The 25,259-nt window shown below is 59.7% G+C and carries 25 protein-coding genes; 9 read left to right on the top strand and 16 right to left on the bottom strand.

Annotated elements, in window-relative coordinates; all coding sequences use genetic code 11:
* Window positions 1-2 precede the first annotated feature (2 nt).
* The 3 genes from tnpC to USDA257_RS08445 all read right to left on the bottom strand — a co-directional run bounded on the left by tnpC (window position 3) and on the right by USDA257_RS08445 (window position 2,344).
* Window positions 3-1,634: an IS66 family transposase gene (gene tnpC, locus USDA257_RS08455; protein ID WP_014762509.1), complete on the bottom strand. Its 1,632-nt coding sequence runs from the start codon at window positions 1,632-1,634 to the stop codon at window positions 3-5.
* Window positions 1,635-1,712: 78 nt separating this feature from the next.
* Window positions 1,713-2,060, bottom strand: coding sequence for an IS66 family insertion sequence element accessory protein TnpB (gene tnpB / locus USDA257_RS08450; protein WP_041414013.1), 348 nt, complete (start codon window positions 2,058-2,060; stop codon window positions 1,713-1,715).
* Entirely contained in the window at window positions 2,057-2,344 is a 288-nt protein-coding gene (locus USDA257_RS08445; protein WP_196777089.1) for a transposase, read from the bottom strand. Before USDA257_RS08445 ends, tnpB begins: the two co-directional genes overlap by 4 nt.
* A gap of 383 nt (window positions 2,345-2,727) precedes the next feature.
* On the opposite strand from USDA257_RS08445, the gene USDA257_RS37505 reads away from it, so the two are divergent.
* Both USDA257_RS37505 and USDA257_RS36575 read left to right on the top strand, forming a co-directional pair.
* Window positions 2,728-2,838, top strand: a complete 111-nt coding sequence (locus USDA257_RS37505) for a DUF1612 domain-containing protein (RefSeq protein ID WP_150111323.1) — start codon at window positions 2,728-2,730, stop codon at window positions 2,836-2,838.
* Window positions 2,823-2,999 (top strand): hypothetical protein, encoded by a 177-nt coding sequence (locus USDA257_RS36575; protein ID WP_014762506.1) that lies wholly within the window; start codon window positions 2,823-2,825, stop codon window positions 2,997-2,999. Before USDA257_RS37505 ends, USDA257_RS36575 begins: the two co-directional genes overlap by 16 nt.
* A 27-nt stretch (window positions 3,000-3,026) precedes the next feature.
* Here the strand turns inward: USDA257_RS36575 and USDA257_RS08440 are convergent, their stop codons facing one another.
* The 5 genes from USDA257_RS08440 to USDA257_RS08420 form a co-directional block, all read right to left on the bottom strand.
* A complete protein-coding gene (locus tag USDA257_RS08440) occupies window positions 3,027-3,830 on the bottom strand; it encodes an acetoacetate decarboxylase family protein (protein ID WP_014762505.1) in 804 nt (267 codons plus the stop codon).
* Window positions 3,831-3,842: 12 nt separating this feature from the next.
* Complete coding sequence (locus tag USDA257_RS08435; protein ID WP_080605545.1) at window positions 3,843-5,258, bottom strand: APC family permease; 1,416 nt, start codon at window positions 5,256-5,258, stop codon at window positions 3,843-3,845.
* 60 nt (window positions 5,259-5,318) lie between these two features.
* A complete protein-coding gene (locus USDA257_RS08430) occupies window positions 5,319-6,836 on the bottom strand; it encodes an aldehyde dehydrogenase family protein (RefSeq protein ID WP_014762503.1) in 1,518 nt (505 codons plus the stop codon).
* A 76-nt stretch (window positions 6,837-6,912) separates the two neighbouring features.
* Entirely contained in the window at window positions 6,913-8,169 is a 1,257-nt protein-coding gene (locus tag USDA257_RS08425) for an MFS transporter (RefSeq protein ID WP_014762502.1), read from the bottom strand.
* 138 nt (window positions 8,170-8,307) lie between these two features.
* Window positions 8,308-9,093, bottom strand: a complete 786-nt coding sequence (locus tag USDA257_RS08420) for an acetoacetate decarboxylase family protein (protein WP_014762501.1) — start codon at window positions 9,091-9,093, stop codon at window positions 8,308-8,310.
* 405 nt (window positions 9,094-9,498) lie between these two features.
* Here USDA257_RS08420 and USDA257_RS08415 point away from each other — a divergent pair, with 405 nt between their 5' ends.
* The 3 genes from USDA257_RS08415 (at window position 9,499) to USDA257_RS08405 (ending at window position 12,926) form a co-directional block, all read left to right on the top strand.
* Complete coding sequence (locus USDA257_RS08415; RefSeq protein WP_014762500.1) at window positions 9,499-10,851, top strand: NAD(P)/FAD-dependent oxidoreductase; 1,353 nt, start codon at window positions 9,499-9,501, stop codon at window positions 10,849-10,851.
* 49 nt (window positions 10,852-10,900) lie between these two features.
* A complete protein-coding gene (locus USDA257_RS08410; RefSeq protein WP_041414009.1) occupies window positions 10,901-11,626 on the top strand; it encodes a cupin domain-containing protein in 726 nt (241 codons plus the stop codon).
* Between the two features lie 877 nt (window positions 11,627-12,503).
* Window positions 12,504-12,926 (top strand): hypothetical protein, encoded by a 423-nt coding sequence (locus USDA257_RS08405; protein WP_014762497.1) that lies wholly within the window; start codon window positions 12,504-12,506, stop codon window positions 12,924-12,926.
* Window positions 12,927-13,468: 542 nt separating this feature from the next.
* Here the strand turns inward: USDA257_RS08405 and USDA257_RS08400 are convergent.
* A complete protein-coding gene (locus tag USDA257_RS08400) occupies window positions 13,469-14,320 on the bottom strand; it encodes a sugar phosphate isomerase/epimerase family protein (protein ID WP_041415039.1) in 852 nt (283 codons plus the stop codon).
* Between the two features lie 291 nt (window positions 14,321-14,611).
* Between USDA257_RS08400 and USDA257_RS08395 the strand changes: the two genes are divergently transcribed.
* The 4 genes from USDA257_RS08395 to USDA257_RS08380 are packed head-to-tail and all read left to right on the top strand — an operon-like array spanning window position 14,612 to window position 18,419.
* A complete protein-coding gene (locus tag USDA257_RS08395) occupies window positions 14,612-15,499 on the top strand; it encodes a sugar phosphate isomerase/epimerase family protein (RefSeq protein ID WP_014762493.1) in 888 nt (295 codons plus the stop codon).
* A 55-nt stretch (window positions 15,500-15,554) separates the two neighbouring features.
* Window positions 15,555-16,724, top strand: a complete 1,170-nt coding sequence (locus USDA257_RS08390; protein ID WP_014762492.1) for a mandelate racemase/muconate lactonizing enzyme family protein — start codon at window positions 15,555-15,557, stop codon at window positions 16,722-16,724.
* 2 nt (window positions 16,725-16,726) lie between these two features.
* A complete protein-coding gene (locus USDA257_RS08385) occupies window positions 16,727-17,419 on the top strand; it encodes a FadR/GntR family transcriptional regulator (protein ID WP_014762491.1) in 693 nt (230 codons plus the stop codon).
* Window positions 17,420-17,444: 25 nt separating this feature from the next.
* Window positions 17,445-18,419: an NAD(P)-dependent oxidoreductase gene (locus USDA257_RS08380; RefSeq protein ID WP_014762490.1), complete on the top strand. Its 975-nt coding sequence runs from the start codon at window positions 17,445-17,447 to the stop codon at window positions 18,417-18,419.
* Between the two features lie 87 nt (window positions 18,420-18,506).
* On the opposite strand, the gene USDA257_RS08375 is transcribed toward USDA257_RS08380, so the two are convergent.
* From USDA257_RS08375 to USDA257_RS08345, 7 genes are all read right to left on the bottom strand, one after another.
* Window positions 18,507-19,583, bottom strand: a complete 1,077-nt coding sequence (locus USDA257_RS08375) for an ABC transporter ATP-binding protein (protein WP_014762489.1) — start codon at window positions 19,581-19,583, stop codon at window positions 18,507-18,509.
* Complete coding sequence (locus USDA257_RS08370) at window positions 19,583-20,692, bottom strand: ABC transporter ATP-binding protein (RefSeq protein WP_014762488.1); 1,110 nt, start codon at window positions 20,690-20,692, stop codon at window positions 19,583-19,585. The genes USDA257_RS08375 and USDA257_RS08370 overlap by 1 nt, the downstream gene beginning before the upstream one ends.
* On the bottom strand, window positions 20,689-20,892 hold the full coding sequence (locus USDA257_RS08365; RefSeq protein ID WP_014762487.1) for a hypothetical protein: 204 nt from the start codon (window positions 20,890-20,892) through the stop codon (window positions 20,689-20,691). Before USDA257_RS08365 ends, USDA257_RS08370 begins: the two co-directional genes overlap by 4 nt.
* On the bottom strand, window positions 20,889-21,848 hold the full coding sequence (locus USDA257_RS08360) for a carbohydrate ABC transporter permease (RefSeq protein ID WP_014762486.1): 960 nt from the start codon (window positions 21,846-21,848) through the stop codon (window positions 20,889-20,891). The genes USDA257_RS08365 and USDA257_RS08360 overlap by 4 nt, the downstream gene beginning before the upstream one ends.
* A gap of 1 nt (window position 21,849) precedes the next feature.
* Complete coding sequence (locus USDA257_RS08355) at window positions 21,850-22,755, bottom strand: carbohydrate ABC transporter permease (RefSeq protein ID WP_041414008.1); 906 nt, start codon at window positions 22,753-22,755, stop codon at window positions 21,850-21,852.
* A 153-nt stretch (window positions 22,756-22,908) separates the two neighbouring features.
* Window positions 22,909-24,216 carry an ABC transporter substrate-binding protein gene (locus tag USDA257_RS08350; protein WP_014762484.1) on the bottom strand — a complete coding sequence of 436 codons (1,308 nt, stop codon included), beginning with the start codon at window positions 24,214-24,216 and terminating at the stop codon, window positions 22,909-22,911.
* Window positions 24,217-24,570: 354 nt separating this feature from the next.
* Window positions 24,571-25,212: a TetR/AcrR family transcriptional regulator gene (locus tag USDA257_RS08345; protein WP_041414007.1), complete on the bottom strand. Its 642-nt coding sequence runs from the start codon at window positions 25,210-25,212 to the stop codon at window positions 24,571-24,573.
* Between the last annotated feature and the right edge of the window lie 47 nt (window positions 25,213-25,259).

The following is a 25,259-nucleotide window of genomic DNA, read 5'->3' as shown; positions in this document are numbered from 1 at the left end:
CTTCAGGCCGCCAGCTTGTGCGCCGCCGGCGACGCGCTCTGCCAATTCCAGGGCAAGAGCTCATCGATCCGATGCGCGGGATAACCGGCAATGCGGTGAAGCACGTCGGCGAGCCAGGCTTGCGGATCGACGTCATTCATTTTGGCCGTGACAATCAAGCTGTACATGGCGGCGGCGCGTTGGCCGCCGCGATCCGATCCAGCGAATAACCAGGATTTCCTGCCCAGCGCTATGCCGCGCAGGGCGCGTTCGGCGGCATTGTTCGAGAGACAGACACGCCCGTCGTCGAGGAAGAGGGTGAAGGCAGGCCAGCGTTTCAGCAGGTAATCGAAGGCCTTGGCGAGATCATCGTTGCGAGACAGCTTGGCACGCTGACCCTTCATCCACGCTTCCAGGACGAGAACCAGAGGCAGGCTCCAATCCTGACGAGCGGCCTTTCGGACTTCCGCGCTCTGACCGTTGATCTCGCGCTCGATGTCGAACAGGGCATCGATCCGTTGCACCATTTCCAGCGCGATCGGCGATATGACGAGCGCCTTCTTGCCCTGCGCTCTTCGGCGCGCATTCGCCTCGGCGTCGGCCATCGCAAAAAAGGGCCGCCTCGCATGGACCCAGCAGGCTGCTTCCGTTATCGGGCCGGGCCTTCGATCCGGAAGATAGAGCTTGGTATAGCCGCCATAGGCGTCCGCCTGCAGAATGCCGCCATAGCCGGCGAGATGCGCCTGCGGGTGCTCGCCCGCGCGATCACGGGAATAGTAGAACATCGCCGACGGTGCGGCCGTGCCGCCGAACGGTCGATCGTCGCGGACATAGACCCAACTTCGGGCGGTATCGGTCTTCCCTGCGGCAAGGACCGGGACCGTCGTGTCGTCGCCGTGCAACCGCTCTGCCGCAAACGTGTGGGCTTCGATCCGTTTGATGATCGGATCGAGTACGGCACAGCAAGCGCCGATGCTATCGGCCACCGTCGACAGGCTGAGGGAAACGCCTTCGCGTTCGAAGCGCTCGACCTGACGATTGAGCGGCAGATGCTGGCCGAACTTGTCGAACAGGATCATCGCCAGAAGATTGGGGCCGGCCCATCCGCGCGGGATGGCATGGAAAGGGGCCGGAGTCTGGCTGATCTTCTCGCAATCGCGGCAGGTGAACTTCTCGCGCACCGTCTGGATCACTTTCCATTGGCGCGGAACGACCTCGAGGGTCTCGGTGATGTCCTCACCCAACTTGCGCAGTCGGTCACCGCGACCGGGCACGACGACGCGTTCGCGCGGAAGATGATCGGGGAAAGGCTTCTTCACCGGCCGGCTGCGGGTAAAGCCGCCGACATTGACGGTGGCCGCCACCGCCATGTCGGCAGCGAGTTCGTCCTCGGTCGCCGCCATCTCCAACTCTGCCAGTTGGAACTCCATCTGATCGATCAGCCGGGCGCGACGCTCCCCCTTCGGGCCATAGAGCTGCCGCTCGAGCTTTTCGATGCGCAACTTCTGCCGGGCAATGACGGCAAGATCCTCCGACGCCTTGGCCTTGGCAACGGCAAGTTCAGCCTCGATCTGGGCGCCCTTGGCGCGTGCCGCGATGAGCTCTGCCCGCAGGGCAGCAACATCGTCGGGAAGCAAATCAGGGCCGTTTTCCATGTCCGAAGTGAATCACAGAAGCCCTGATTTGCCTAGCGTTTCAAAGAACTTGTCCCGGAATATTCGGCTCCGGACGGCTCACCCGGCGCTGGTCGGCCGCCAGGTCTGCTGCGGATTTCGCCAATCAATCCCCTCCAGCAAATAGGACATCTGACCGGCGGTCAGCGCGATCGCGCCACTCTCCGTCGCCGGCCAGATGAAGCGGCCGCGCTCGAGCCGTTTCGCATACAATGATAGGCCGATCCCATCATGCCAAAGGGCTTTTATCAGTCGGCCGCTACGACCGCGAAAGACGAAGACGTCGCCCTTAAACGGATCGCGACCGAGGCCCTCCTGCACCAGCAGCGCCAGACCCTGCATGCCCTTGCGCATGTCGCAGTGACCGCTCGCGATCCACACCCGCACCCCGGAACTGATCGGGATCATTTGAGCGCTCGCATGATCGCGGCTGCCAGGTCGCATGGCGCCGCTGAGCCAATTCTCACCTTCACGCCGTTCGGGAAGTCCACTGCCATGGCCAGTTCGACCGCATCACTGCTGGCAGAGCCAACCAGCTTGGCTGGCGCAAAGGCGGGCTCGGCCTCTTGGACCAAAGCTTGCCGGCGCCATGTGTAGATCAGGCCAGTCGAAACCTCGAAGCGGCGTGCAACTTCAGAAACCACCGCGCCTGGCGCGAAAGCCTCCGCCAGTATCTGCGCGCGATCTTCCAACGACCATCGCCGACGCCGCTCTGGTCCCGTCAGCAAAACTGCATGTCCCATGAATTGCTCAGTGCGCTCTTAAGTCCACTCTTAAGAGCGCAGACTCACGGGAGACGCGCAACTTCGCAAGGCGGTCCCCGCCGGAGGGATACCTTACGGGAGACGGTTGTCGATAGTTCATTAATGTCCCGATCAGTCCCGAGGGTCTGCGCAGTGTGCGCGGTTTAAGAGCAGGGTCACGGGGGAGACTGACGCGAGCCCCACTGCTGAGGGCGTTGCTTCCGAGCCGGCTGTCGAGACGGGCGAAGCGGCGGGGGACGGGGAGGGGCAAATGTCTCGGATCCCGGCCCGCCGAGTTCGCTGACCCTGTGCTCGCACGCTCCGAAGCTGCAATGGCTGAGGTGAGAGCGCCTTACTGTTCGACCCGGCGGGACAAGGATCCGCTGGTCTACGATCTCGACTGGGACGAAGACGAAAGGCTCAAGGAATGGCACAGCATTTGAGGCGGGTCGACGATCTGCCCCCGGTGCTGCTGGCGATCGTCGCCGTCGCTGCCTGGAATGTTGTGGGTGCACGCGCCGTGGCTCGGCCGCTGCTGGCGGGTCCGATCCGGCGTCACCGCCGCGGCGCATCTCGCGGCCGTCAATCTGCGGACGTCGACTAGCCATCGTCGACGTCCGCGTCAACCGGACTATCTCCGTGAACGGACGTCCGGCCAGTCGTCGTACAAGCGACCCATCAGGTAAGGTGTGTAGTCATTGCCATCGTTTTCGAGTTCAACCACATCTTTGATAATGTAGGATGTTTCGCCGCCCAGATGCCCGCCGTCGATGAAACCCTCGAGCGGTATGGTCGATACGCCGGGATCCCAAGGGGATCCAGTCAGCTTCAATTTCGCATCGGTGATCGTTCGCAGCCGCTTGGTTGCAGTCGAATTCTCAAAAACAACGAGCTGGGGTCGGGTTACGTCTGATGCATTGACGCCGAAATATCCCCGTAGGTCGAAGTAAAATTCCTTCTCATCTTCCGCCGTGGTCGGAAGTTGATCACCCAGGCTTGCCGTTAACTCGACGAGACGGAAGTCCTTTCTGGAAGCAAAGCCGTGAAACTCCTCACCGTCATCAAAAAAATCGACGGTGCCGAGCTTTTTCGGCATTCCCCAGAACTCGCGTCCGGTGACGATGTTGACCTCTTCCGTCTCGAGAACCGTGAGATAGTAGCTTCCTTCAATCACGCCGTGTCTGGCGTTGACGCCAATGATCATCGCGCGATCACGTCCCGCACGGTTCGAGACACCTTCGATCCATTCCATGAAAGACATGAAGCCGATTGTGACGATGGGCTCATCAGCAGGCGCCAAGCATGGCGGCAGAACGCTTCGGACAAACCTCTCTGTTGTCCGAAACCTGACATATGTGTAGGTGTGATGTGTTCTGATGTCATCATAGTACCTGCGGTACTGGGCGATCTGCTCAGATGTCCAAACATAACCCATGGTACACTTCCTTTACTTCTTGGGCTTTTGCGGTGAGGCGAAAGCTTCGTTGATGTTGAAAACGATGTAACCAGCAAACACGAGGCCGATCATGATGTAGGGGAGCCATTGCATTACGCCCTCGGCTCCGGTCATGAAGCTATCGACGAACAAGCAAAAGAAAACGATCATTCCGACCAACACGACAGCAATCTGAAGTGGCGAGCGGTTGGTTTCCTTGAACACCTCCTTGACCGCACCGACGCAAAGAATGATGTACGGCCCGACCCAGAACAAAGAGTAGAGTGTCGATAGGTAGGCAGTGGATTGGAGCGGGGGAGACGAGGCCAGGTATTGGAGGGCGACCGGAATGCCTGCGGCAGGCGCCGCCATCAACACTGTCGCGCCCGTTGGGGAGCCGAACCGCGGATGGATTCTCGAGAATATTTCCGGCAGGAACTTGTTTTGCGCTGCTGTCGCGAAAACGCGGCTGCCGTAGTTGATGAAGGCGACGAGGCTTGCGAAGGTTGCGCCAATCAGCAGAAGATCGATTGGTTTCTGGAGGTAGGGCATTCCGGCAACCTGAGTGATGATCGCAGTGGGAGAAATGCCCTCGTTTAACTCAGCAACGTGTGCGTTTATGATCGGCGTGCAGACGAAGAGCATGCCCACATATGCGACGCCAGTTATAAGCAGTACGCTGTTCAAGATGATGGGCACATTTTTCTTCGGATTTCTCGTTTCCGCAGCGAGCGATGCAAGCGCGTCGATGCCGACAAAATAGGCGAGCCCGACGATTGCACCGCGGATAACGCTGTGCCAATCCGTATCGGCAAGTACGAACTGGGAATGAAGGTCAAGCCCGGTGTTCGCCGCCGCTCCTATAGTCGCTGCAAGAACCAGCGGGAGCGACAGGAAAGCAAGCCAGGCAGTCAGCGAAATCGATGCGTCAAGCCCGCGCCAGGCGCAGGCACCTGCCAAGCCGGCTATTGCGATGGCTGAAAGCGACTGAAACCAACCGGCGTTCGCGGGTTCGAAGCCAATGCTCTGCAGGAAACTGCTCGTGAACATGACTGTGCTTGCGGTCACGGCACCGCACGCGATCAGGAATCCCAGGAGATATGACGCGGCGACGAGCCTTTCCAACCGGCGACCAAAAGCCAGGCCGACATATGACATCATCGAACCGGTTACGACGTACCGGCGTGCAAAAATATTGACGGCAGCCATGACGCAGAGAGTCGCGCACATAGCCAAGAGCATCGACAACCAAGCTCCGTTTCCGCTTTCCAACGGTAAGTACGCAGCGCCGATGAGTGCTGACGGAATGATTTGTTGACCCGACAAGCCGAGTACGACCACGCTAGCGACGCCGACCTTATTCGCGGTGGCTGGCATAACCGTCTCCTGACGGAGCTCCTCAGCCAGTTCGGAAGAAGTACCATTCATTTTCTTATCCCCTCTTGCTTGGACACGGCCAGCCGGTAACGGCTGGCCGTGCGCTGCGGATTACTTCGCTTTGGCGTGCTCGTATGACTCTTCCTCACTGTAGGGAAACCACCAGAAATCCTGGGGCGCGGCAGCCGGGTCGATCATCACGAACTTTGATGACTGGAACTGGGCGAGGCCCTCAGGGCCCAGCTGGCGACCAATACCGGAGAGCTTACGTCCGCCAAACGGCAATGCGTCGTTGTCGAGAACAGGAGCGTTGATCCAAAGAATCCCCGAATCCACCTCGTTGACCGCTCGCATCATCTCGCCCATATCGCGGGAATAGAGGTTTGCGCCGAGGCCAAATTCCGAGCGGTTTGCCAGTTCAAGAGCTTCATCAAAGCTTTTAACCCTGCAGATCGGGGCGGCAGGACCGAAGGATTCGCCGTTCATGATCTCGGCGTCAGGTGAAACATCCGTCAAAACAGCCGGTTCGATGAACCAGCCATGATTAAGACCTGAAGGGCGACCGCCTCCAGTCGCGAACTTTGCGCCTTCTTGTCGCGCACGCGAAAGAAGCGCCTCGAAGCGATCCCTTTGACGGACGGTTGCCATAGGGCCGATGTCGACGTTCTCAAGCCCGTTGCCGATGCGCAACTTCTTTGTTTCGGCAACCAGTTGTTCAACGAACTCGTCGTGAATGCTGTCATGCACGTAGAAACGTTCGGCGGAAGTGCAAACCTGACCGCAGTTGAGATAGGCGGCAAAGGCAGCGGCTCGAACGGCAACATCCATCGGAGCCGACGGCATGACAATGAAGGGGTCGTTGCCCGAGGCTTCGATCAGTGCGGGCTTGAAGGTTTCCGCACACACCTTCATGATTTCCTGCGCAATCGGTACCGAACCGGTATAGGCGATGCAGTGCGTCTTCTTGCTTTTCACGAGATGTTGGGCAACGCGTGGACCGCCAGTAACAACCTGGACCAAGCCCTTCGGTAGGTCCGCGAAGACCTCCATGAACTTGAGCGTTGTGATGCTGGTCTGCTCATGCGGCTTGATTATTACCGAGTTCCCAGCGGCAAGAGCAGCCGCAAGTTCCCAGCACAGGAGAACCAGCGGAAAATTGAAGGGAAGGATGATAACGACCGTGCCGAGCGGTTCCTTAATCGAGAAGTGAAACTGGCCGGGAACGGTAGCTCCTGCAATCCGACCCACCTCGTTTCGGCCGAGTTCCGCATAATAGTCAATTGCCGTTGCGCACCACGATGTTTCGTCCACGGACTCCTTGAACGGCTTACCTACCTCCCGCGTCATGAAGTAGCCATAGATCGCCTTGTCGCGTCGAATTCGAGCAGCTACCTCGTGGAGCATCGTGGCGCGAGTGCGGGGATCGATCGAGAGCCACCGCTTGCGGGCAATATTTGCTATATCGAGAACGTTCTCAACTTCGGTTTCCGCCGCGTTCGCGATTTCAGCAAGTCGGTCTTCGGTTGCGGGATCGATGACCGAAATTCGTTCAGAGGACTGGCTCTTGAGATATGTGCCGTCGACGTAAAGCGTCCCAGAAAGTCGGTCAAACTCTTGGTGAAGTGACATGTATGCTCCTTTCGAAATCCAGCTCCCTGGATTTCTTCTTTTGGCCTGCGCCATTTCCGCTTGGGAAGGTTGATGATTATGCGATCGCGTTGGCCGTCTCGGCGCTTGAGGTCTTCGCGTCCCTGGCAGCCAGAACAGCGGCAACGTTCAGAAGGATCAGTGATGCGGCCGCGGCGATGAAGCCAACCGTGTACAGCGATGTGGCGTCCTTCACGTAACCGAGAACGAGAGGGTAGAGGACCCCGCCGACGATGAAGCCGACACCCATGATGAAACCATTGGCAGTTGCCGCGAGCGCGACGCCGACGGAGTCAGCCGCGAGGCAGTATGCCAATGGGAGGCCGCCGTATGCGAACAGGCCCGAAATCGGAAGCATCGTTGCGAGCAGCCAGTACTGCTGCGACCAAAGTGCGAAAGCTGCGCCCACAAAAGAGGCGGTCATTCCTATGCCCGAGATCAAGATCAGCGGCTTTCGACGACCGACACGATCGGAGATCAGGCCAAAACCGACTGCGCAGATCATACCGACCAACGGGTAAAGCGAACCGACGATACCGGATGCCTGCTCTGTCCAGCCGTTTTCTTCCATGAGGATCGTGGGCACCCAGTAAATGGCGATGGAGTAGGTGCCCCATACGCCGGTCAAAAACAGCGCAGCAATGATAACGTTTCGATGGCTGACTACGCCAACATAGTTGGCCATTGTCTCGGCAAACGACGCAGCTCGCGTCACGTTAGACTGCCGATAATCGGGAGGCTCTTTCAGCATTGCAAAAGCGACGACGGTTGCGAACACGAGAATCGCCGCGCCAATCAATGATCCGCTACGCCAGCCGTAGTCTTGGAGAATGATCGCATAACCGTAAAGCGCTGCGACCGTCCCAATGCCGTCCGTGGCCAACATGGTGCCCATGAAGATGCCGAGCCGGTCGGAACTCTCCGCCCAGCGCATGGCAAGCGTGTAGGGGCCAAGGAACAACAGAGGGATGCCGGCCCCCTGAAGAAGGCGGGCAAGAAGCATCGTCTCGTATGTCGGCGCGTAGGCAAACGCGATCTGGCCAAGTACGTTGATTGCGAGACCGAGAACGGTGACGTTCTTTGCCCCCCACCGGTCAACCAACACACCGGCAAAGGCCACCACTATCCCCCCCGCCAAGGCTGAGGCTGACGCCAGAGTTCCAACCATAGTGTAAGTCATGCCGAGATCCTGCATCATCGCGGGGATCTGAGTGGCGTAGCCGACGTAAGGGATAAAGATCGCCAGCGTTACTGAGAAGCACAGGGCAAGCGCGCGCCACTGATCTGCTCCGGTGTCAAGTTTGACATTTTTCATTTTCGCGTCCTCCTCAGCGCGATCGTTCAGCAGTGCCTGGACGCGATCATGCCGCGGTCGGCACGCCAAGGCGCTCGCGGCGATCCCCAAGGGAAAGCCGCTCGCTGATCAAAATTCAGATAGCTGCCAAGGCTCGCTTTACTTGAAGCGCGCAGCCTTCGGGAAAAGACGGAAATCGTCGTATTTCTGGCCGAAGATAAACGGCTTGTAGGCGTCTGGATTTTCCAGCTCGTGCACAAATGGCACGGTCCAGCAGGAAGCGCCTTCCGCATAGTATGCCTTGCCAACCGAAACGACCGGAATCGTATCGAGCGGGTCAAACGGGCTGCCTGCAAGTTTCAGAGTGGCGGTGCCTTCGCGCGTGACCCTGTAGTCTTCCTCAATCTGCAGGCACACGAGATTCACGCCGTTCTGGAAGCCTCGTCCAGACGGATGTGGCTGCGCTTTCAGTTCGAAGTCGAGTGAGTTATTGGATTTCGTTGGTCCCAGATCCGGACCAAATTCGGCGTTGATCTCGATAAGACGAACACCGTTGCGCTCCGAGTAGCCGTATGCCTGCTGACCATCGAAATAAAGCTGAGCGGTCCCCAGCTTTTTCCCCTCTCCCCAGAGCTCCCGGCCGATCGTCACCGGTGAGTCACCGCTGACGAAGAGCGTCAGCATCGTCGTGCCTTCATGCTCTCCGTACTTGCACTTCAGGTAAATGATGCCGCAGTCAAATTCCCCGCAAAGGGCGCTCTGCCAGCGGGAAACGTTGGCATAGGCGATCGGTTCGTCCGCCGGCTCGAAGCAGGGCGCCAGCACCGAGCGGACGAATTCCTTCGTGGTGGTGAATTCCACAGTTACGGATTCGGTTGTAAATTGACCTCGTGCCATCAGGTCTTCGATTTCTTTAACCTGCTCGGCCGTTTTGACGAAGCTCATTGCGTTTCTCCTCTAATTTCTCCTGAGAGCGCTGACTGAAAGCTCATAGCTTCGCGCCCCGGTCGCATCGCGGAATTCGCGTGCACACGGCAATCCCATCACTGGTGTAACTTTGCTGGCAGCCGTTTCCCTTGTGTTTTTGTTGTGCAGCGAGCCAGCTTCGCGACGCTATGTTAAATTTTTCGAACATTCAACTCGTTTTTTCGAACGCCTGACCGAATGCAAATTCTGCTTTGGTTCCGTGGTCCATGCGGCTCTCACAGCAGAGCCTCAACTCATCACGGAGTTTTCCTGCGGATTGCACAATTTAAGGGCAGTCGTGTTGACTCAACTCGCAAAGCTTATATGTTTTCTGTAAGGTTTGGATTAATTGTTTGGCACTCGCGCCACGCTTAGGACATAGCCATGACTGAAACGATACTGGACAAGTCGCTCTACCGCTTCGACGAGCGAGAACCGTCTTATTGGGAGGCCACCGTCACTCGGCCCGCGGAGCGCATCTTGCAATCGACGGTCAGCACCGAGGTGGCGATCATTGGAGGAGGCTTCACCGGCTCGTCCGCAGCGCTACATCTAGCGAGAGACTATGGTATCGGGGCCGTTGTACTGGACGCCGGTTCGATAGGGTGGGGCGCATCCGGAAGAAACGGCGGGTTTGTCAATATTCCCGCGAGCAAGCTCAGTGTAGCGCAACTGGTGCGGCGGTTTGGACTAGAGGAGACAAAGCGCTTCTTCGCAGCCTCCGTCGAGGCGTCCAAGTTGCCGAAGGCCTTGGCTGAGGAGGAGGGCTTTGACATTAAGCCCCAAGGTCGAGGCTGGTACACAGTCGCGCATCACCCAAATCGCATGCCTAAACTGCGGGACTACGCCGACAGGCTACAGAACCACTTCCAGGTCCCGTGCCGGATTCTCGAAGCAGACGAGTTTCGCTCCACGGTTCATAACGGAACTGAAGCATTCGGTGGACTTCACATGGATGTCGGGCACGCCCTTCATCCGTTATCTTACTGCCTAGGCATTGCTGGCGCGGCCGAGCGGCGCGGCGCGGAACTCTACTCCTCAAGCCCCGTCGTGAAATGGGAGCGCGAAGGGTCGCGGCATCGTTTGGTCACCGCTGGCGGAACCGTTCTGGCTGATCGAGTGATCGTCGCAACGAACGGATATACCAGCGATCGCCTTCATCCCTCCATCGCAGGGCGGATACTTCCGGCGATATCGAACATCCTTGTCACGCGTCCGCTCTCTAGAGAGGAGCTTGCAGGGCAGAATTGGCTTTCAGAGTCGCCAATCATCAACACGCGAACGTTGGTGTACTATTACAGATTGCTCCCTGACCGCCGAATCCTCTTCGGCGCTCGCGGGGATGTATCAGGTAACGTTCAGTCGATGGAGAAGATCCGTCAGCGGATGTCTTCGGAGTTTGCACGCATTTTTCCGACTCTGAGAAGCGTTTCGTTCGACTATTTCTGGAGGGGGGTGGTCGCGTTGTCGCAAAAACTCACGCCTTCACTCGGCCAGTTCGAAGAAGAACCCAGCGTTTATTATGCGCTCGGCTACCAGGCGAATGGTGTTGCGACCGCACCTTACGCCGGCAAGCTTGTCGCAAAAGCAATCGGCGAACGCCAGCGCGTGAGCGCACCGCTGCCGATGGCGGGGCTACCAGCACGGTTCCTGATCCCGACCGCCCGCCCGGCTGCTCTTGCAGCTGCATATACCTGGTATCGGTTCACCGACTGGTACCAAGATCGCAAGGCTTGATGTCAGAGGATTGTCCGAGCTCTACAATCACAACACTAGTGGAGGCAACATGAACCACTCAAGCGAGGTCGTCGAACTGGACTGGACCGGCCACGGCATTAGCGTGGCGCACCGCGCAACGAGAGGATTGCGAGAGCCAAGCCCACCAATTGAGCAACGCGAAATCCTGTACGAAGATCTTGACGCTGGCATAGTCGTGGGCTCGTCCCTGTTTTGCCCAGCGTCGACGCAGATGAAGAGTGAGTGGAAAGACGAGCTTCTGACAGTACAGCAGGGGCGGGCGACGATTGAGCTCGCAGACGGAGGTACGATTTCGGTCCAGGCCGGCGACACGGCTTTCATCTCTGCGGGCACAGCTCATCGTTGGATCTATCATGAATCCTTCGCGAAGGAGTTTCTGTGGTTGCTTGAAAGCGAATCTGGTGTTCCGACAGCAATCAAAATTGATCCTGAGCTCGAGCTATCTCCTAGCCGATCTCCGGGCAACGATGTGCTGCTCACCGACACTCCAGAGTGCAAGAGTAAGATCCTTTATCAACGCACCGACGGCCGGCTAACCCTCATGCTATGGTCGTCCACGCCCTATCGGCGTCGGTCTGCCTCACATGCAAAGCATGAATTGATGCGCTTTATTTCCGGAGCAGCAAGGCTGCGTCAGGCCCATGGCAGGACCTTTAGCTGTGGCCCGGGTTATGGCGTCTTCGTTCCCGTCGGCGCCGATGTGGCCTGGGAGAACGACACCGACGTTCTCAAAATCGCGTGCTTTGTTTCCTGAACTTCGGATTGAACGGCTTGAAAGCAGCGTCAATACACATCCTCGCAGTCATCCTTGTCGCCTGTGTGCAGTTTCTGCGTCGCCCGCCCGCCCGAGCCGACGGCCGCAGCTAGTTCCTCGTGTGCCCAATCCACGCCATACAAGTGGGAATTTCGGGGCCCCAGCATTCTCACTGCCCCCGGCGGCGCTTCAATGCGGTACTGCTTCTTTGCGGCGGGCGCCGCGAGGCAGAGAGCGGCTGCATCGGTGCGGAACAGTTGCGCGGCTGGCCGAGTAGTTCGCTCGAGAACGGCGACTATGCAGTGCGCGTGCGTCCAAAAGCGCGCAGCAATGCCACCGTGACGCTCCTAAAACACAACTGGAACGGCGATAGCCAGGGGAGGGGCGGCTATCGCAGAACGTGCATGGAGAATGGCATTGCGAGGGACTGCGGAGATGCCGACATGACCAACCATCTGCCCACACACACGAGACTGACGACTGGTCTTCGGTTCGAATCCTTTCAAGGCGAGGATCGGAATCGACATCCCGGACTGGCGGCATGTTGCCGGCTTCCGATCGTCTCGGTCGGGTGGAACTTTTCCGTTCAACTCGCCCATCGAAACGAGCAAAGAGCGCCAGGAGCAGTTATTGCTAATCGACTACTCTAACGTCGCGTTCGGGGCCAAGACCGGACATCAATCGAAGTCGACGCCCGGCCGGTGCGAACGCGCCTCGCACGAGGACCCCAGCGGTTTGTCGATCTCTCGGAGCCTCTCGCCCACGAGCGTGGGCGAGACAGTCCAAATCGGATGTTCCCGTTGACTCTTAGTGGAAGCGGCTCAACACTGATTGGTTGCATACTTTTTTCCGGAACAAATTGGCTAGGGAGGAAGCAATGGAAGCCGTCAATCGTAGATCCACACTCGCGCTCGGTCTTACAATGGCCGCCACACCTCTGATCGCTTGGGTGACACCAGCAGCCGCCCAGACCTACGGCCCGGATGAGGGTGAGGAGGTCGGTCCCGGTGTCAGAGTTGTTGCGCTTGGTGAGCGGGCTTCCGTCATACCGGCTTATAAAATGGTCAAGCTGCGCGATGTTGTTATCCAACCCGGCGCGAAGACGCCGGACAACGTGATGAAGAACGACATGCTCTGCCACATGACTGAGGGAGAACTTTCAGTCATTCAGAACGGAAAGAAATTCACAGTCAAGAAGGGTGACGTTTGGACCTGCGCTAACGCCGATACAACAGAAGGCACCCAGAACGCGAGCAGTGCGGTCGCGATCATGCGGGTCATCGATTTGATGACCTCATAAGGAAGGGGCGGCAACGGCGGCTCTAAGCGGCCCCGAGTCGTCGTTGCCGTCATGCGGGCGATCTGTGTGCAGGAATGTCCGCTGTTGGCGCAGTGCTGCTGTTCACAGACGTAAGCGTGGACGTCGCCTTGGGTCGATCTTCCACGTTCCTTACAGGTCGCGAGAGGGTGGAATGGAGACCCTTCCTCGGTCGGGCTGCGATCAGGCGCGGAGACTGTACGAAGCTGTCAGGGAGGCGCTTCACAGTTAGCCTCTGTGATTTCGAGCAGAGGCCGGCCCCGTCATGCGCCTTACCTCTTTTCAATGCACCCGGGTGAAGGAGAAGCTGCCGGGGCGCAGGTTGCCCGAAAGCGGATAGACAGATGACAGTTTTCTCGCGGTCGGGGATGCCGGCGATAGTTTGGCGGGAGACTGGCGTCGCGGACGAGCGACTGAAGTTGCGGATTGCCGCGATCTGCTGGCGCTGGAGGCGAAGGGCTCGACGAGCGAGGCGGAGGCATGGCCGATGTTCGAGCGCCGCAGACGCGACTTTACTTTTCGCACTACGCAACTCCTTGCCATCCCTCGCGGATGTGACGGTATCCATCGCGATAGACGGCCTCGGGCGTCTCGGAAAAGTCGCGCCAGACCTTCGTTGCAGCCGCAAGCTCCTTTAGTGCACGGCCGAAGGCTTCGATCGTCAGCCATTGGTCATAGCCGCTTGCGCGGATCGCCTTGAAGGTCTCGGTCCAGGGGATGTTCCCCCGGCCCGGCACGCCGCGGTCGTTCTCCGAGATGTGGACATGTACGATGCGGTCCTTGTTACGGGTGAAGGCTCCGATGGGGTCGGCTTCTTCGATATTGGCGTGGAACGTATCGTACATGGCCCGAATATTCGGATGCCCAATTGCATCAATATGGCCGGCAAGGTCGTCCATCGTGTTAAAGAGATAACATTCGAAGCGGTTCAGCGCCTCGAGCGCAACGGTGACGCCGCGCTCAACGGCATGATCGCCGATCGTGCGCTGCGAGGAGATGGACCGCTTCAGTTCCGCAGCGGTCGGCCCGGTGCCGGAGAAATGGCCGAGCGTAGAGTGTAGCGGTCCGCTCAATGTGTCCGCACCGAGCGCGGATGCGCAGTCGATAGCCCATTGCATATAAGCGATGCCGCGCTTGCGTGCCGCTGGATCAGACGAGATCAGGTTCATGGAAGGGTCGCTCATCGCGGAGACGGCAGTGCGCTCCAGTCCAATGACGTCGAGCAGCGCGCCGAGCCGCCGGTAATCGTCCGGTGCGCCTTCGAAGATCGGAATCTCGACGCCGTCGAATCCCGTCGCCTTGATGTCCCGGAGTAGCGCCTCATGTTTCCGCCCGACGCTCGTGGTCCAGAGAAACATGCACATGCCGACCTTCATCATCCCCTCCAGTTTTTCGAGTGCAGCCAGTCTGGTCATACCAAATGTGCAGACTTGGTCAAGCCGACAGGTAATTTCCAAGAGGTGGCGATCGACCGAAATGCGCCAAGAATCCGGAGAAACGAGGAAAACGTGGCGTTAGGTCGGGCTTTGTGGATGGCTTGCGGGTGACGTTAATTTGCGATAGACCTTCTTAAGGGGAGAAATTGGCCAAACCAGATGGGGCCGTAAAGAAAAAAGGTCCCGCATTTCCCGTCGGTGCGGGGGCAGCGACGATTTGGGAGGACATGAATGCACCTTTCGACGCACAATTGGATGCGGGCGGAGCCTCTCGCCGTTACGCTGAACCGCATCAAGAAGTACGGCTACGAGAGCATCGAGATTTCGGGCGAGCCGGCCCAGTACGACATCAATGGCACTCGCGCACTCCTCAAGGAACACGGCATTCGCTGCTGGGGCGCGGTGACGTTGACACTCGGCGAGCGCAACCTCGCGGCCAAGGATGAGGGCCAGCGCGCAAAATCCGTGGACTACGTGAAGAGCGTCATCACCATGGTGAGTGAACTCGAAGGCGAGATCCTCACCCTTGTACCGGCGACCGTCGGCAAGGTCGTTCCGGACGGTACCGAGGAAGAGGAGTGGAAGTGGGTCGTCGATGCGACCAAGGAATGCTTCGCCCACGCCCAGAAAAAGGGCGTCCGGCTGGCGATCGAGCCACTCAACCGTTTCGAGACATATTTCTTCAACCGCGCCGCCCAGGCGCTCGCGCTCGCCGATGCGGTGCATCCGGATTGTGGTGTCTGCCTCGATGCCTTTCACCTCAACATCGAGGAGGAGGACATGTACGAGGCGATCAGGCTCACCGGAAAGCGGCTTTTCGATTTCCACGTGGCGGACAATAACCGCTTTGCGGCAGGCCTCGGTCATCTCGACTGGCCGAAGATCGTCGCCACTCTGAAAGAGATCGGCTACGGCGGCGCTCTCACCAATGAGTTCGTCGCTCCGGTCGACCGCACGCCGGCGGCGAAATATCCCGACATGGTCGAGCGCAGCCCGGTCGATATACCGCCGGAGCAGCTCAAGTTCATCCAGGACCACGGATCGAGCCTGCTGACCGAGAAGTTCTACGACGATCAGATGCGGATCACCGCCGAGACCATCCTGCCGCTGATCAAGTGAGGGCCGGTCCCGCGCATGCCCTGCGGCCGGCGCGCCGCGAGGTTGGGGAGGCGAAATGCGTATCAAGACCGTCCAAGCCTGGTGGGTTCGCATACCCATCGAAGCGAGTCGGCAGCATCGCAGCGATTTCGGTCGCGTGACAACCTTCGACGCGGCGATCCTGCGCATAGAAACAGATGACGGGATCGTGGGGTGGGGTGAGGGCAAGAATGCTGCGGGCAGCGCGGGTACTTACGGCGCGCTCGTGCACATGCTCAACCATGAGGTGCGGCCGAGGCTCGTCGGCCGCGACGCCGGCGATATCTCCGCAATCTGGGAGATGCTCTACAACGGCGTGCGCCACGAAACGGCGGCGATGTCGGGTCATGCGATGCCGGAACTCTCGCGCCGGGGCCTCTCCATTGCCGCGATCAGTGCGGTCGACATCGCATTGTGGGACATTCTTGGCAAATCGCTGGGCGTGCCGGTATGGAAGCTTCTCGGCGGGCGCAAGGCGGACCGATTGCCTGCTTATGCTTCCGGCGGGTGGGAGAGTGCCGAAAAGATCGGCAGCCAGCTGCAGTCCTACATTGCCGCTGGCGGTTTCAAGGCGGTCAAGATGAGGGTCGGCGCAATGGACCGCGCGCCGCATGTCTCGGCCGCCCGCGTGCGTGCTGCCCGCAAGGCGCTAGGCCCCTCGGTGGATCTCATGGTCGATGCGCATGGCACCTATACGGTTGCCGACGCGAAACGTTTCATCCAGCTCGTCCAGGATTGCGATCTCGCCTGGTTCGAGGAGCCGGTGATCGCAGACGACAAGGCCGGCATGGCGGAAGTGCGCGCCGCTGGAAAGGTGCCGATCGCAGCCGGCGAGAGCGAGGCCACGCGTTTCGCCTTCCGCGACCTTGCGGTGCTGCGCTCGGCCGATATTTTCCAGCCCGATCCGGCCTTCTGCGGCGGCATTACGGAAGCCATGCGCATTGGTGCGATCGCCAGTGCCTTCAACCTCCGTTTCGCCCCGCATTTGTGGGCCGGCGCCCCATGTTTCTTCTCGGGCCTGCACATCTGCGCGGCTTCCCCGGCAAGCTTTGTCATCGAATACTCGGTTGGCGCGAACCCGATGATCCACGACCTCGTCGAGGAGACCCTGGCTGTGAGAGACGGGATGATAGAAATTCCTGATAAACCCGGCCTGGGATTTACGATAAACGAACGCGTCCTGGAGACTCATGCGCAAAGACTGTAACCATGAAAGAAAACAATCTGCTTTCCGATCTGGCGGCCCATCTATTTACGACTTCGAGCAGCAATGGGCGAACGCCATCGGAGCGAGAGCTCGCCGAGCACTTCGCCGTTAGCCGGGGGCAGCTCCGGGAGGCTCTGGCAATCCTGGAAGCCATGCGCATTGTCGAGCGCCGGGCGAAGTCGGGCATTTATCTGACGACGACGGAGGCGAGCGTCGAGGCGATAGCACTCTTTGCGCGTGCCGGCGTGCCACTGGACCCGATCGTGATCTACGAAACGGTGGAGCTCCGCAAGATCCACGAGATCAAGGCGGCGGAACTCGCCTGCGCGCGGGCGACGGAGGAGAACTACGAACGCCTGCGCGAGATTCTCGCCGCTTCCGAGGCGAGGATCGCTGCAGGCGAGGGCCTCGCGCGCGAGGACAGGGATTTTCATCTGGAGATAGTGCGGGCGACGAAGAATAGCGTGTTCTACCGCGTCTGCAGCGTTTACTACACGATGGGCGAGCAGCGGCTACCCATCTACTTCGCGGATATCGCCCGCAGCCGCCGCTCGCACGAGGAGCACATCCGTATCTACGAGGCGCTGCTCGCACGCGACGGCAATCTCGCCCAAGCATTGATGAATGCGCATCTGCAGGGCGCGGAAAGCTACTGGAAGGGCCTCATCGGCGGGCCTGCGACAGCCGCGGAGTAGTCCCCGGTCGGCAATGAGGAGGCCGATGAGTTTCATTTTCTCGACCCATCCCCTGCACCGCGACGCCGAGGCCATGCTGAAAGCGGCGGGTGATCTCCGCGTCGCGTCCGCCGCCGATCCCGAGACGTTGCTTCGTGAAGGCGAGGGTGCGGAGATTGTCATCGTGCGCGCGCCGATTCCGCCCGCCTTCTTCGGAAACGTACCGGCCCTGCGTGCGGCAGTCCGGCATGGCGCGGGGCTCGACATGATTCCCTATGACGCGGCCACGGCGGCCGGCGTGCTTATCGCCAACGTGCCGGCCGTCAATGCGCCGACTGTTGCGGAGCACGTGTTCATGGTGACGCTTGCGTTGCTGCGCCAGTTCCGTCCTATGGACCGCGATCTCAGAAGCAGGGGTTGGAGTGCTGGGCGAACTCACTCGGACCGAGCACTCGACCTCGCCGGACGCACCATGGGCATCATCGGCATGGGCAATGTGGGAAAGGCGGTCTTCCGGATCGCGAAGTACGGGTTTGGGCTGGAGATCGTTGCCAACAGCCGCTCGCCGGAAAGCCTGCCGGACGGTGTGCGCTTTCTCTCGGTCGACGACCTGGTTTCCATCGCGGACATCGTCGTTCTCTGCTGTCCGCTTACACCCGAGACGACCGGCCTTATGAGCCGCGAGCGAATAGCGCGCACGAAGCCGGACGCGCTCCTGGTAAACGTGTCGCGCGGCCTCGTCGTGGACGATGCAGCGTTGATCGAGGCGCTGGAAGCGGGCCGTATCGGCGGCGCGGCCCTCGACGTGTTCTCTACACAGCCCCTGCCGCTTGAGCATCCTTACTTCCGGCTCGACAATGTGATCGTGACGCCTCATCTCGCCGGCATCACCGAGGAAAGCATGATGCGCATGGGAACGGGAGCTGCGGCCGAAGCAATCCGCGTCCTGAAAGGCAGGCTGCCCACCAATCTCCGCAACCCTGAGGTTGTCGAACACTATAGGCGACGGTTCCCGGCGTAAGGCATGGCGACTTCGCCCCCTCTGGATGGCGGGGCTCTTCTGCCGCAATCGCTCATTTGTGGCCAGCTGGCCGTTGTCGATCGGGACTCAGCCAGAGTGGCGCAGGCTCACTCCGCTTCCGCCGTCGAACAGCACGACCTTTTCCGGGTTCCAGGAGAAGCGAACAGACTGCTCGATCTCGAGGTCGGTCTGAGCCGGCACCGTCGCCTGCAAGAAGTGGTTGCCTGTGCGAAGCGTGACGATCTTCTCGACGCCATGATTCTCGACATCGTGGACGCGGGCTTCGCCGGGTGCGCCGCTTTCGAGGAAGAGATCCTCAGGGCGGATGCCGAAGGTGAGGGGCCGCCCGTCAACCGCAATGCCGAGCGCCGCGCCATAAGGCAAGCGATAGCCTTCGTCCGCGACAGCCTCGCTGCCCGCAAGCCTCCCCGAGATCAGGTTCATCGGCGGCGAGCCGACGGCGCGTGCAACGAAAGTGTTGACTGGATTGCGGTAGATCTCCTGCGGCGTGCCGGTCTGAACGAGCTGGCCGTTGTTGAGTACGCCGATCTTGTCGCCCATCGACATGGCCTCGATCTGATCGTGGGTGACGAAGAGGAAGGTTGCCCCGAGATTCATCTGGAGGTTCTTGAGCTCGGTGCGCAGCGCCTCCCGCAGTTTGGCGTCGAGGGCGGAAAGAGGCTCGTCCATCAGAAAGACGCGCGGCTTGCGCACGATGGCCCGACCGATGGAAACGCGCTGCATCTCGCCACCGGATAGGCGGTCCGTCTTGCGGTCGAGCAAATGCTCGATGCGGAGCGTCCTCGCGGCGCGGGCGACACGCTCCTTGATCTCGGCCGGTTCGACCCGCCGGATGCGAGGTTTGAGTGGGAATTCGAGGTTCTCACGCACCGTATAGCGGGGGTAGAGCGAATATTGCTGCAGCACAAGCGCCACGTCGCGTTCGGCGGCGCCCCAGTCGGCGACGTCCTCACCATCGATGAAGATCTGTCCGCCGGTCGGCTTCTCTAGCCCGGCAATCAGCCTGAGAGTCGTCGTCTTGCCGGCGCCCGTCTCGCCGAGCAGCACGAAAAACTCTCCGTCGGCAATTTCGAAACTGAGATCCTTCAGGGCAGTGTGGCTTCCGAAGGTCTTGGTGATGCCTTTGAGTTCGATATGCGCCATCAGAGCCTGATCCCGAAAGATGTGCCGGTCGAGCTGTCGAAGAAATGCGCCTGAGCCGGATTTATCCGAACCCAGACGGCCTCGCCGGGTCTAGGTACGAAGCCACTTTTCGTCCTTGCGCGCAGCATCTTCTCGCCAACCTGCAGGTCTATGATGTCATGCGAGCCGAGCGGTTCGATGATATGGGCCTCGACGGGCACGAAGCCCTCACGTGCTTCTCGCGAGACGAGAACCCCTTCAGGTCGCACGCCGAGGGTGAGGTTGCCGTTTTCGGCCCCGGCGGCCGCGAGCTGGGCCGTTAGACTGGACGGAAAATCGAAGGCGGCTGGAGCACCTCGGATCAGTACGCGCGCATGCCCGGCGTCCTCGGAAACCGTCACCTCAGCCATGTTCATGACCGGGCTCCCGACGAATTGCGCGACGAACATGTTGGCAGGACGAGCATAGACCTCATGGGGGCTCCCGACTTGCTGCAGCACACCTTCATGCATGACGACAATGCGGTCGGCGAGGGACATGGCTTCGACCTGGTCATGGGTCACGTAGATCGTAGTCGAGCCCTGTTTGATGTGAAGCCGCTTGATCTCGGCGCGCATCTCTTCCCGGAGCTTCGCGTCGAGCGCGCCGATCGGCTCATCCATGAGCATCGCCTTGGGACGCCGGACGAGTGCCCGGCCGATCGCCACGCGCTGCATGTCGCCGCCCGAAAGAGCGGAGGGCCTTTTTGCGAGCAGGTGCGTGATCTGCAGCGTTTTTGCAACCGCCTGAACCTCGCGCTCGATATCCGCACGGTTGCCGCGCGTGGCGCGAAGCGGGAAGGCGATATTCTCGAAGACCGTCATGTGCGGGTAGAGCGAGAAGGACTGGAACACAAAGGCGATGTCCCGGTGCGACGCCTTGATGTTCTGTACCGGCTGACCGTCGATGAGGATGTCGCCTTCGTCGATCGTTTCGAGCCCGGCGATCGCGCGCAGGGTCGTCGTTTTGCCGCAGCCGGACTGGCCGAGCAGAACAATGAACTCGTTGTCGGCGATGGCGAGATTGAGGTTCTTGATGACCTGAACGGCACCAAAGTGCTTCTCAATGCCGCGTAGTTCAATCTGCGTCATGGGTTCCTGCTCTCGTCAGTTTTCTGTTCCGGCGGGACCTTCGACGTGATCATGAAGGCAATCAGCCCGACTAAAGTCATCGTCAGTCCGTAGCGATGAAGGAACAGGTTCCATGGCTGGCACAGCGCGATGATGCCGAATATCATCAGGAGCTGTGAGCCCGGCTCGAGAAACTTCTGGTTTATGGCACGAAACGTCATTTGCGGATCGCTCCGAAACTCATGCCGCGCAGGAGATGGTTCCTGAGCAGGAAGGTGAAGATGGCGACCGGTAGCAGGAACAGGAAGGTACCTGCGGCAATGACGGTCCAATCCGGAAGGCCAGAGCCGACCTGACTTGGGATAAAGGGTGGCGCCGTTTGCGCGCGCCGGTTCGTCATGATCAGCGCGAAAGCATACTCGTTCCACGCCGTGATGAAGCAAAAGACGGCGGTCGCGGCGATGCCCGTGGCCGCCTCTGGCAGCACGATCTTGAAGAAGGCTTCCAGGCGCGTGTAGCCGTCGACGAGTGCCGCTTCCTCGTATTCCTTCGGAATCTCGTCGATGAAGCCTTTCATCAGCCAGACCGAGAAGGAGAGATTGAAGGCGGTGTAGAGGATGATAAGACCCCAGTGGGTGTCGTTTAATCCGACCGCCCGGTACATTAGGAACATGGGGATTGCTACGACCACGGGCGGCAGCATGCGTGTCGATAAAATGAAGAACAACAGGTCCGCTTCGCCCTTCATTTTGAAGCGCGAGAAACCGTAGGCCGTGAAGGTACCCATGCCAACGGCGAGCACCGTAGAGGTGATCGCGACAATCAGCGAATTCATGAAGCGGTTGGGATAGCCGGATAACTGTACCTCGCCGCGTCCCGAGCGCACGACCTTTTCACCCCCGTCGAAGACCAGCCGTTCCCACCAGGGAGCGGCGGCATAGTCTTCCGGCTCCGGTGCTGTCCGCAACTGAGAGCGCTTGGTGAAGAGTTTCACGAAGGGCGAGATCTCCGGCTCGAATATGACCGTCGGTGGGATGGTCGTCGCGAGGTTGCGCGGTTTGAAGGCCGTGGACGTGATCCAGTAGATCGGTGCGAGGAAGAGCAGCGTGATTACGAGTACGGCGGCGATCGCCACCCGGTTCAGCGCGCGCTCGGAGCGAGTTTGGACGGCCGCCATCTCAGCGCTCCTTCACCCTGTTGAGATATTTGACGTAGATGTTGGTGATCGCGAGCACCATGATCAGCACGATGTAGGCGAGTGCGCAGGACCGCCCGGTCTGCCATTCCTGAAACGCCATCTTATAGAGGCGGATCGAGATCACTTCCGTGGTCGGCTGGCTCGTCAGGATGTAGGCGAGGTCGAAAGTCTTGAAAGCCTCCATCGTGCGGAAGATGATGGCGATCATGAGTATCGGTGCCACGAGCGGCAGGGTGATGCGAAAGAAGGTATAGAACGGTCCCGCGCGATCGATGGCCGCCGCCTCGTAAAGGTGCCTCGGTACGGCCGAGAGACCGGCGAGCGAGAGCAGCATCACGAAGGGTGACCACATCCAGATATCGGTGATGGCGACAGCGTAGAGTGCCATGTCGGGATTCGCCAGCCACTCGAAAGAGCCGAGGCCGAGAGCGTAGTTGATGATGCCGAAGGATGGATCGTAGAGCAGCTTCCAGAAGAGCCCGACCACCGCCATCGACAGCATCATCGGCAGCAGAAGCAGTGTCGTGATCAGACCCTTGTACGGAATCTCACGGTTGAGCAGCATCGCCGTGCCGAAACCGACGACAACCTGACCGGTAACCGACACGATCACGTATTTCGCCGTAATGGCAAAGTTCGCCCAGATGAAGGGGTCGTTCAGCAGTTCCCGGTAGTTCTGCAGGCCGACGAAGGTGGCCGGCGCGTTCGTCGAAGCACGAAAGTCGGTGAAAGAATAGCCGAGCGAGTAGATCAACGGGAAGATATTGAAGACGATCAGGAACAGGATCGTCGGAATAATGAAAAGATTGCGAATTTTGATGTCGCTCAACCCCCGCGAAGCAGCGCGCGACTTCGAATCCAACGATGTCATAACCACGGTGGCCAATGTGCTCCTCCTCCGAGAGCCCAACGTCGGGCGCACTTGCGCCATCCTGTTGCGCATTTCCTGACCGCGACCCCGCGTCCGGCGCCAGCACCATTCCGTGCAGAGATGAAGAAATGGGGAGGGAGCCGGCCCCCTCCCGCGATGTCTTACCCGTTAGTGGCGGCCGTACTTCTTGAAGGTCGCGTTCCAGTCCTTGGCGAGAGCGTCGAGCGCTTCCTTTGCCGTGCCCTGGCCGGCCGTGACATAAGGGTAGATGCGTTGGTTCATCTGGATCAGCAGCTCGGCATATTCGGGCGTTGCCCAGAAGTCCTTCACCTTGAACATGGTCTCGTAGAAGGCCTTGTTGTAGGGCGTCGCGTTCTGGAACTCTTCCGACTCCAGGACCTTGGCGCTCGCCGTGTAACCGCCGAGTTCGGCCCAGCGCTTCTGCGTCTCGTCCTTGATGAACCACTCGAGGAATTTCATCGCCTCTTCCTTGTTCTCGGAATAGGAGACGATGGAAATGCCCTGGCCGCCGAGAGCGGCATACTGGTCGCCATCCGGGCCGGCCGGGTTGGCAAAGAAGCCGGTGACCTTCGCGTTCGGGTTCGATGCTTCATTGACCAGCGCCGGGAAGAAGGCGAAGTAGTTCATGCTCATCGCGGCCAGGTTTTCGGTAATCGCCTGGTTGTTCTCGACGAAGAAGGACTTGGCCCAGCCAGGAGGGGTGAAACCGTAAAGCTCGCGGTAGGTTTCCAGGGCCTTGACGTTCTTCTCCGAGTTGATGATCCCGTCGACCTTGTAGGTGCTGTAGTCGCCGAGTTCTCCGCCGAAAGAGAAGATGGCGTTCTCTACACCCATTACCAGACCGTCATAGGAGTTGTCGGTGTAGATCGCGATGCCGTAGCGCTTCTGGTCCGGACGATGGAAGAACTCGGCGATGTCGCGCAACTGCTTCCAATCCTTCGGCGGAGCGAGGTCATAGCCATACTTTGCCTTGAAGGCTTCCATCTCCTTCGGGTCCTCGAACCAGTCCTTGCGGTAGGACCAGCCGACCGCGTCGCCCTCGGCCGGGATCGACCAGTACTTGCCGGAGTTCGCAGGATACTCCGAGTAGTATTTCACCGTGGCAGGAGCCATCACCTCGCTTAGCTTGTGCTTGTTGAAGAACTCGGTGAGGTCGACGTAGTGGCCGGCCTCCGATGCGGCGCCGATCCACTGTGAGTCGCCGACGACCATGTCGTAGGCCGAGCCCTTGGCGTTGAATTCGGTAAAGGCCTTCGTCTGAAAGTCCGCCCAAGGGGTCGTTTCGACCGTGACCTTCACGCCGGTCTCGGCCTCGTATTCGTTTACAAGCTCCTGGAGATAGTTTGCCGGGTCCCATTCGGCCCAGAAAATCGTCAGTTCTTGCGACTGCGCGGGTGTTCCGCAGGCAAACATGAAACCGATACCGGCCATCAGACCGGCCACTGTCTTGCGCATAATATTTCCTCCCCTTTTTGTACACGCCACCCGCCTTACCGCGGCGGTCCGTTTGTCAAATCCTCCTGATTGGCGCTTCTGCGGGCGGGTCCTCCTCGACCCTTGTGCCTTGTGTCAGATCTCAAGCGCCGACGGGCCGCAGTACCAATCTGGTATTACCAAAGTCAGCGAGCGTCAAGGTCCCAGTCTCGTTGTCTTTTGCCTGAGATCACCGCTCGCAAGGCCGCGATCCTACGGAAGTTAACTTAACATGCTTACCGGCAGTTCACTTCCGGAAGACCTGTCCGCGAGCGCCATACACGCATTTTAATCAAATTGGCTATACCAGTTTCCGTTGGGCCGACGTGCGGGATATCATCTCGTGGTTTGCGCCTCCCGAATCGCCGCCTCGACCAAGGCCGCCGCCGCCCATTCTGCAACGGATTGCGCGCGTTCGGCCGAGAGGCCCCAAATATCCTTGAGCACAACCAGCACCTCGACACCGAAAACCAGCGAGAGCGCCTGAGCGAGCTGCTCGCGGGCCTCGGCGGACACCCTGCCCTCGAGTGGCACGGTGACCTGTCGCAGAAGTTCGACGCGGTGGCCGCGCGTGAGTTGGGGTTCGTTGCCAAGTGTGCCGGCCTGGCGCTGTGCCCACTGGTCAAGCGAAAGCTTGAGAGCAGCCTTGAAGGTCGCCTCGAATTCGTCGATGCGCGGCATGGCCGTGGCCAGCAGATCGGCAACGCGGGTGAGCGCATTGGGTGCTTCGGAGCGCCAATCGAGGATCGGGCCGAGCGCCTCGTCCACCACCGCATGAACCAACGCCGCCTGGCTCGGAAAGTAGCGGTAGGCCGTGGCGCGCGAGACTTCGGCGGCTTCCGCGACCTCGCTCACCGAGGGGGTGATACCGGACTGCATCAGCCGTGTGGCGGTTTCCAACATGAGTTTGCGCGTGCGGGCTCGGGGACCGCGTTCGGCGCGTGCGGAGGATTCGCTCGGTTGACGTGAGACATCCATGTCTTTACGATACGCACATCTCATAATTTTGCAAGAGCCGGCAAACC

It is taken from the genome of Sinorhizobium fredii USDA 257, assembly GCF_000265205.3.
GTDB classification, from domain to species: domain Bacteria; phylum Pseudomonadota; class Alphaproteobacteria; order Rhizobiales; family Rhizobiaceae; genus Sinorhizobium; species Sinorhizobium fredii_B.
The sequence above is the reverse complement of the archived record's forward strand: the minus strand, read 5'-3'. Positions and strand labels throughout refer to the sequence as shown.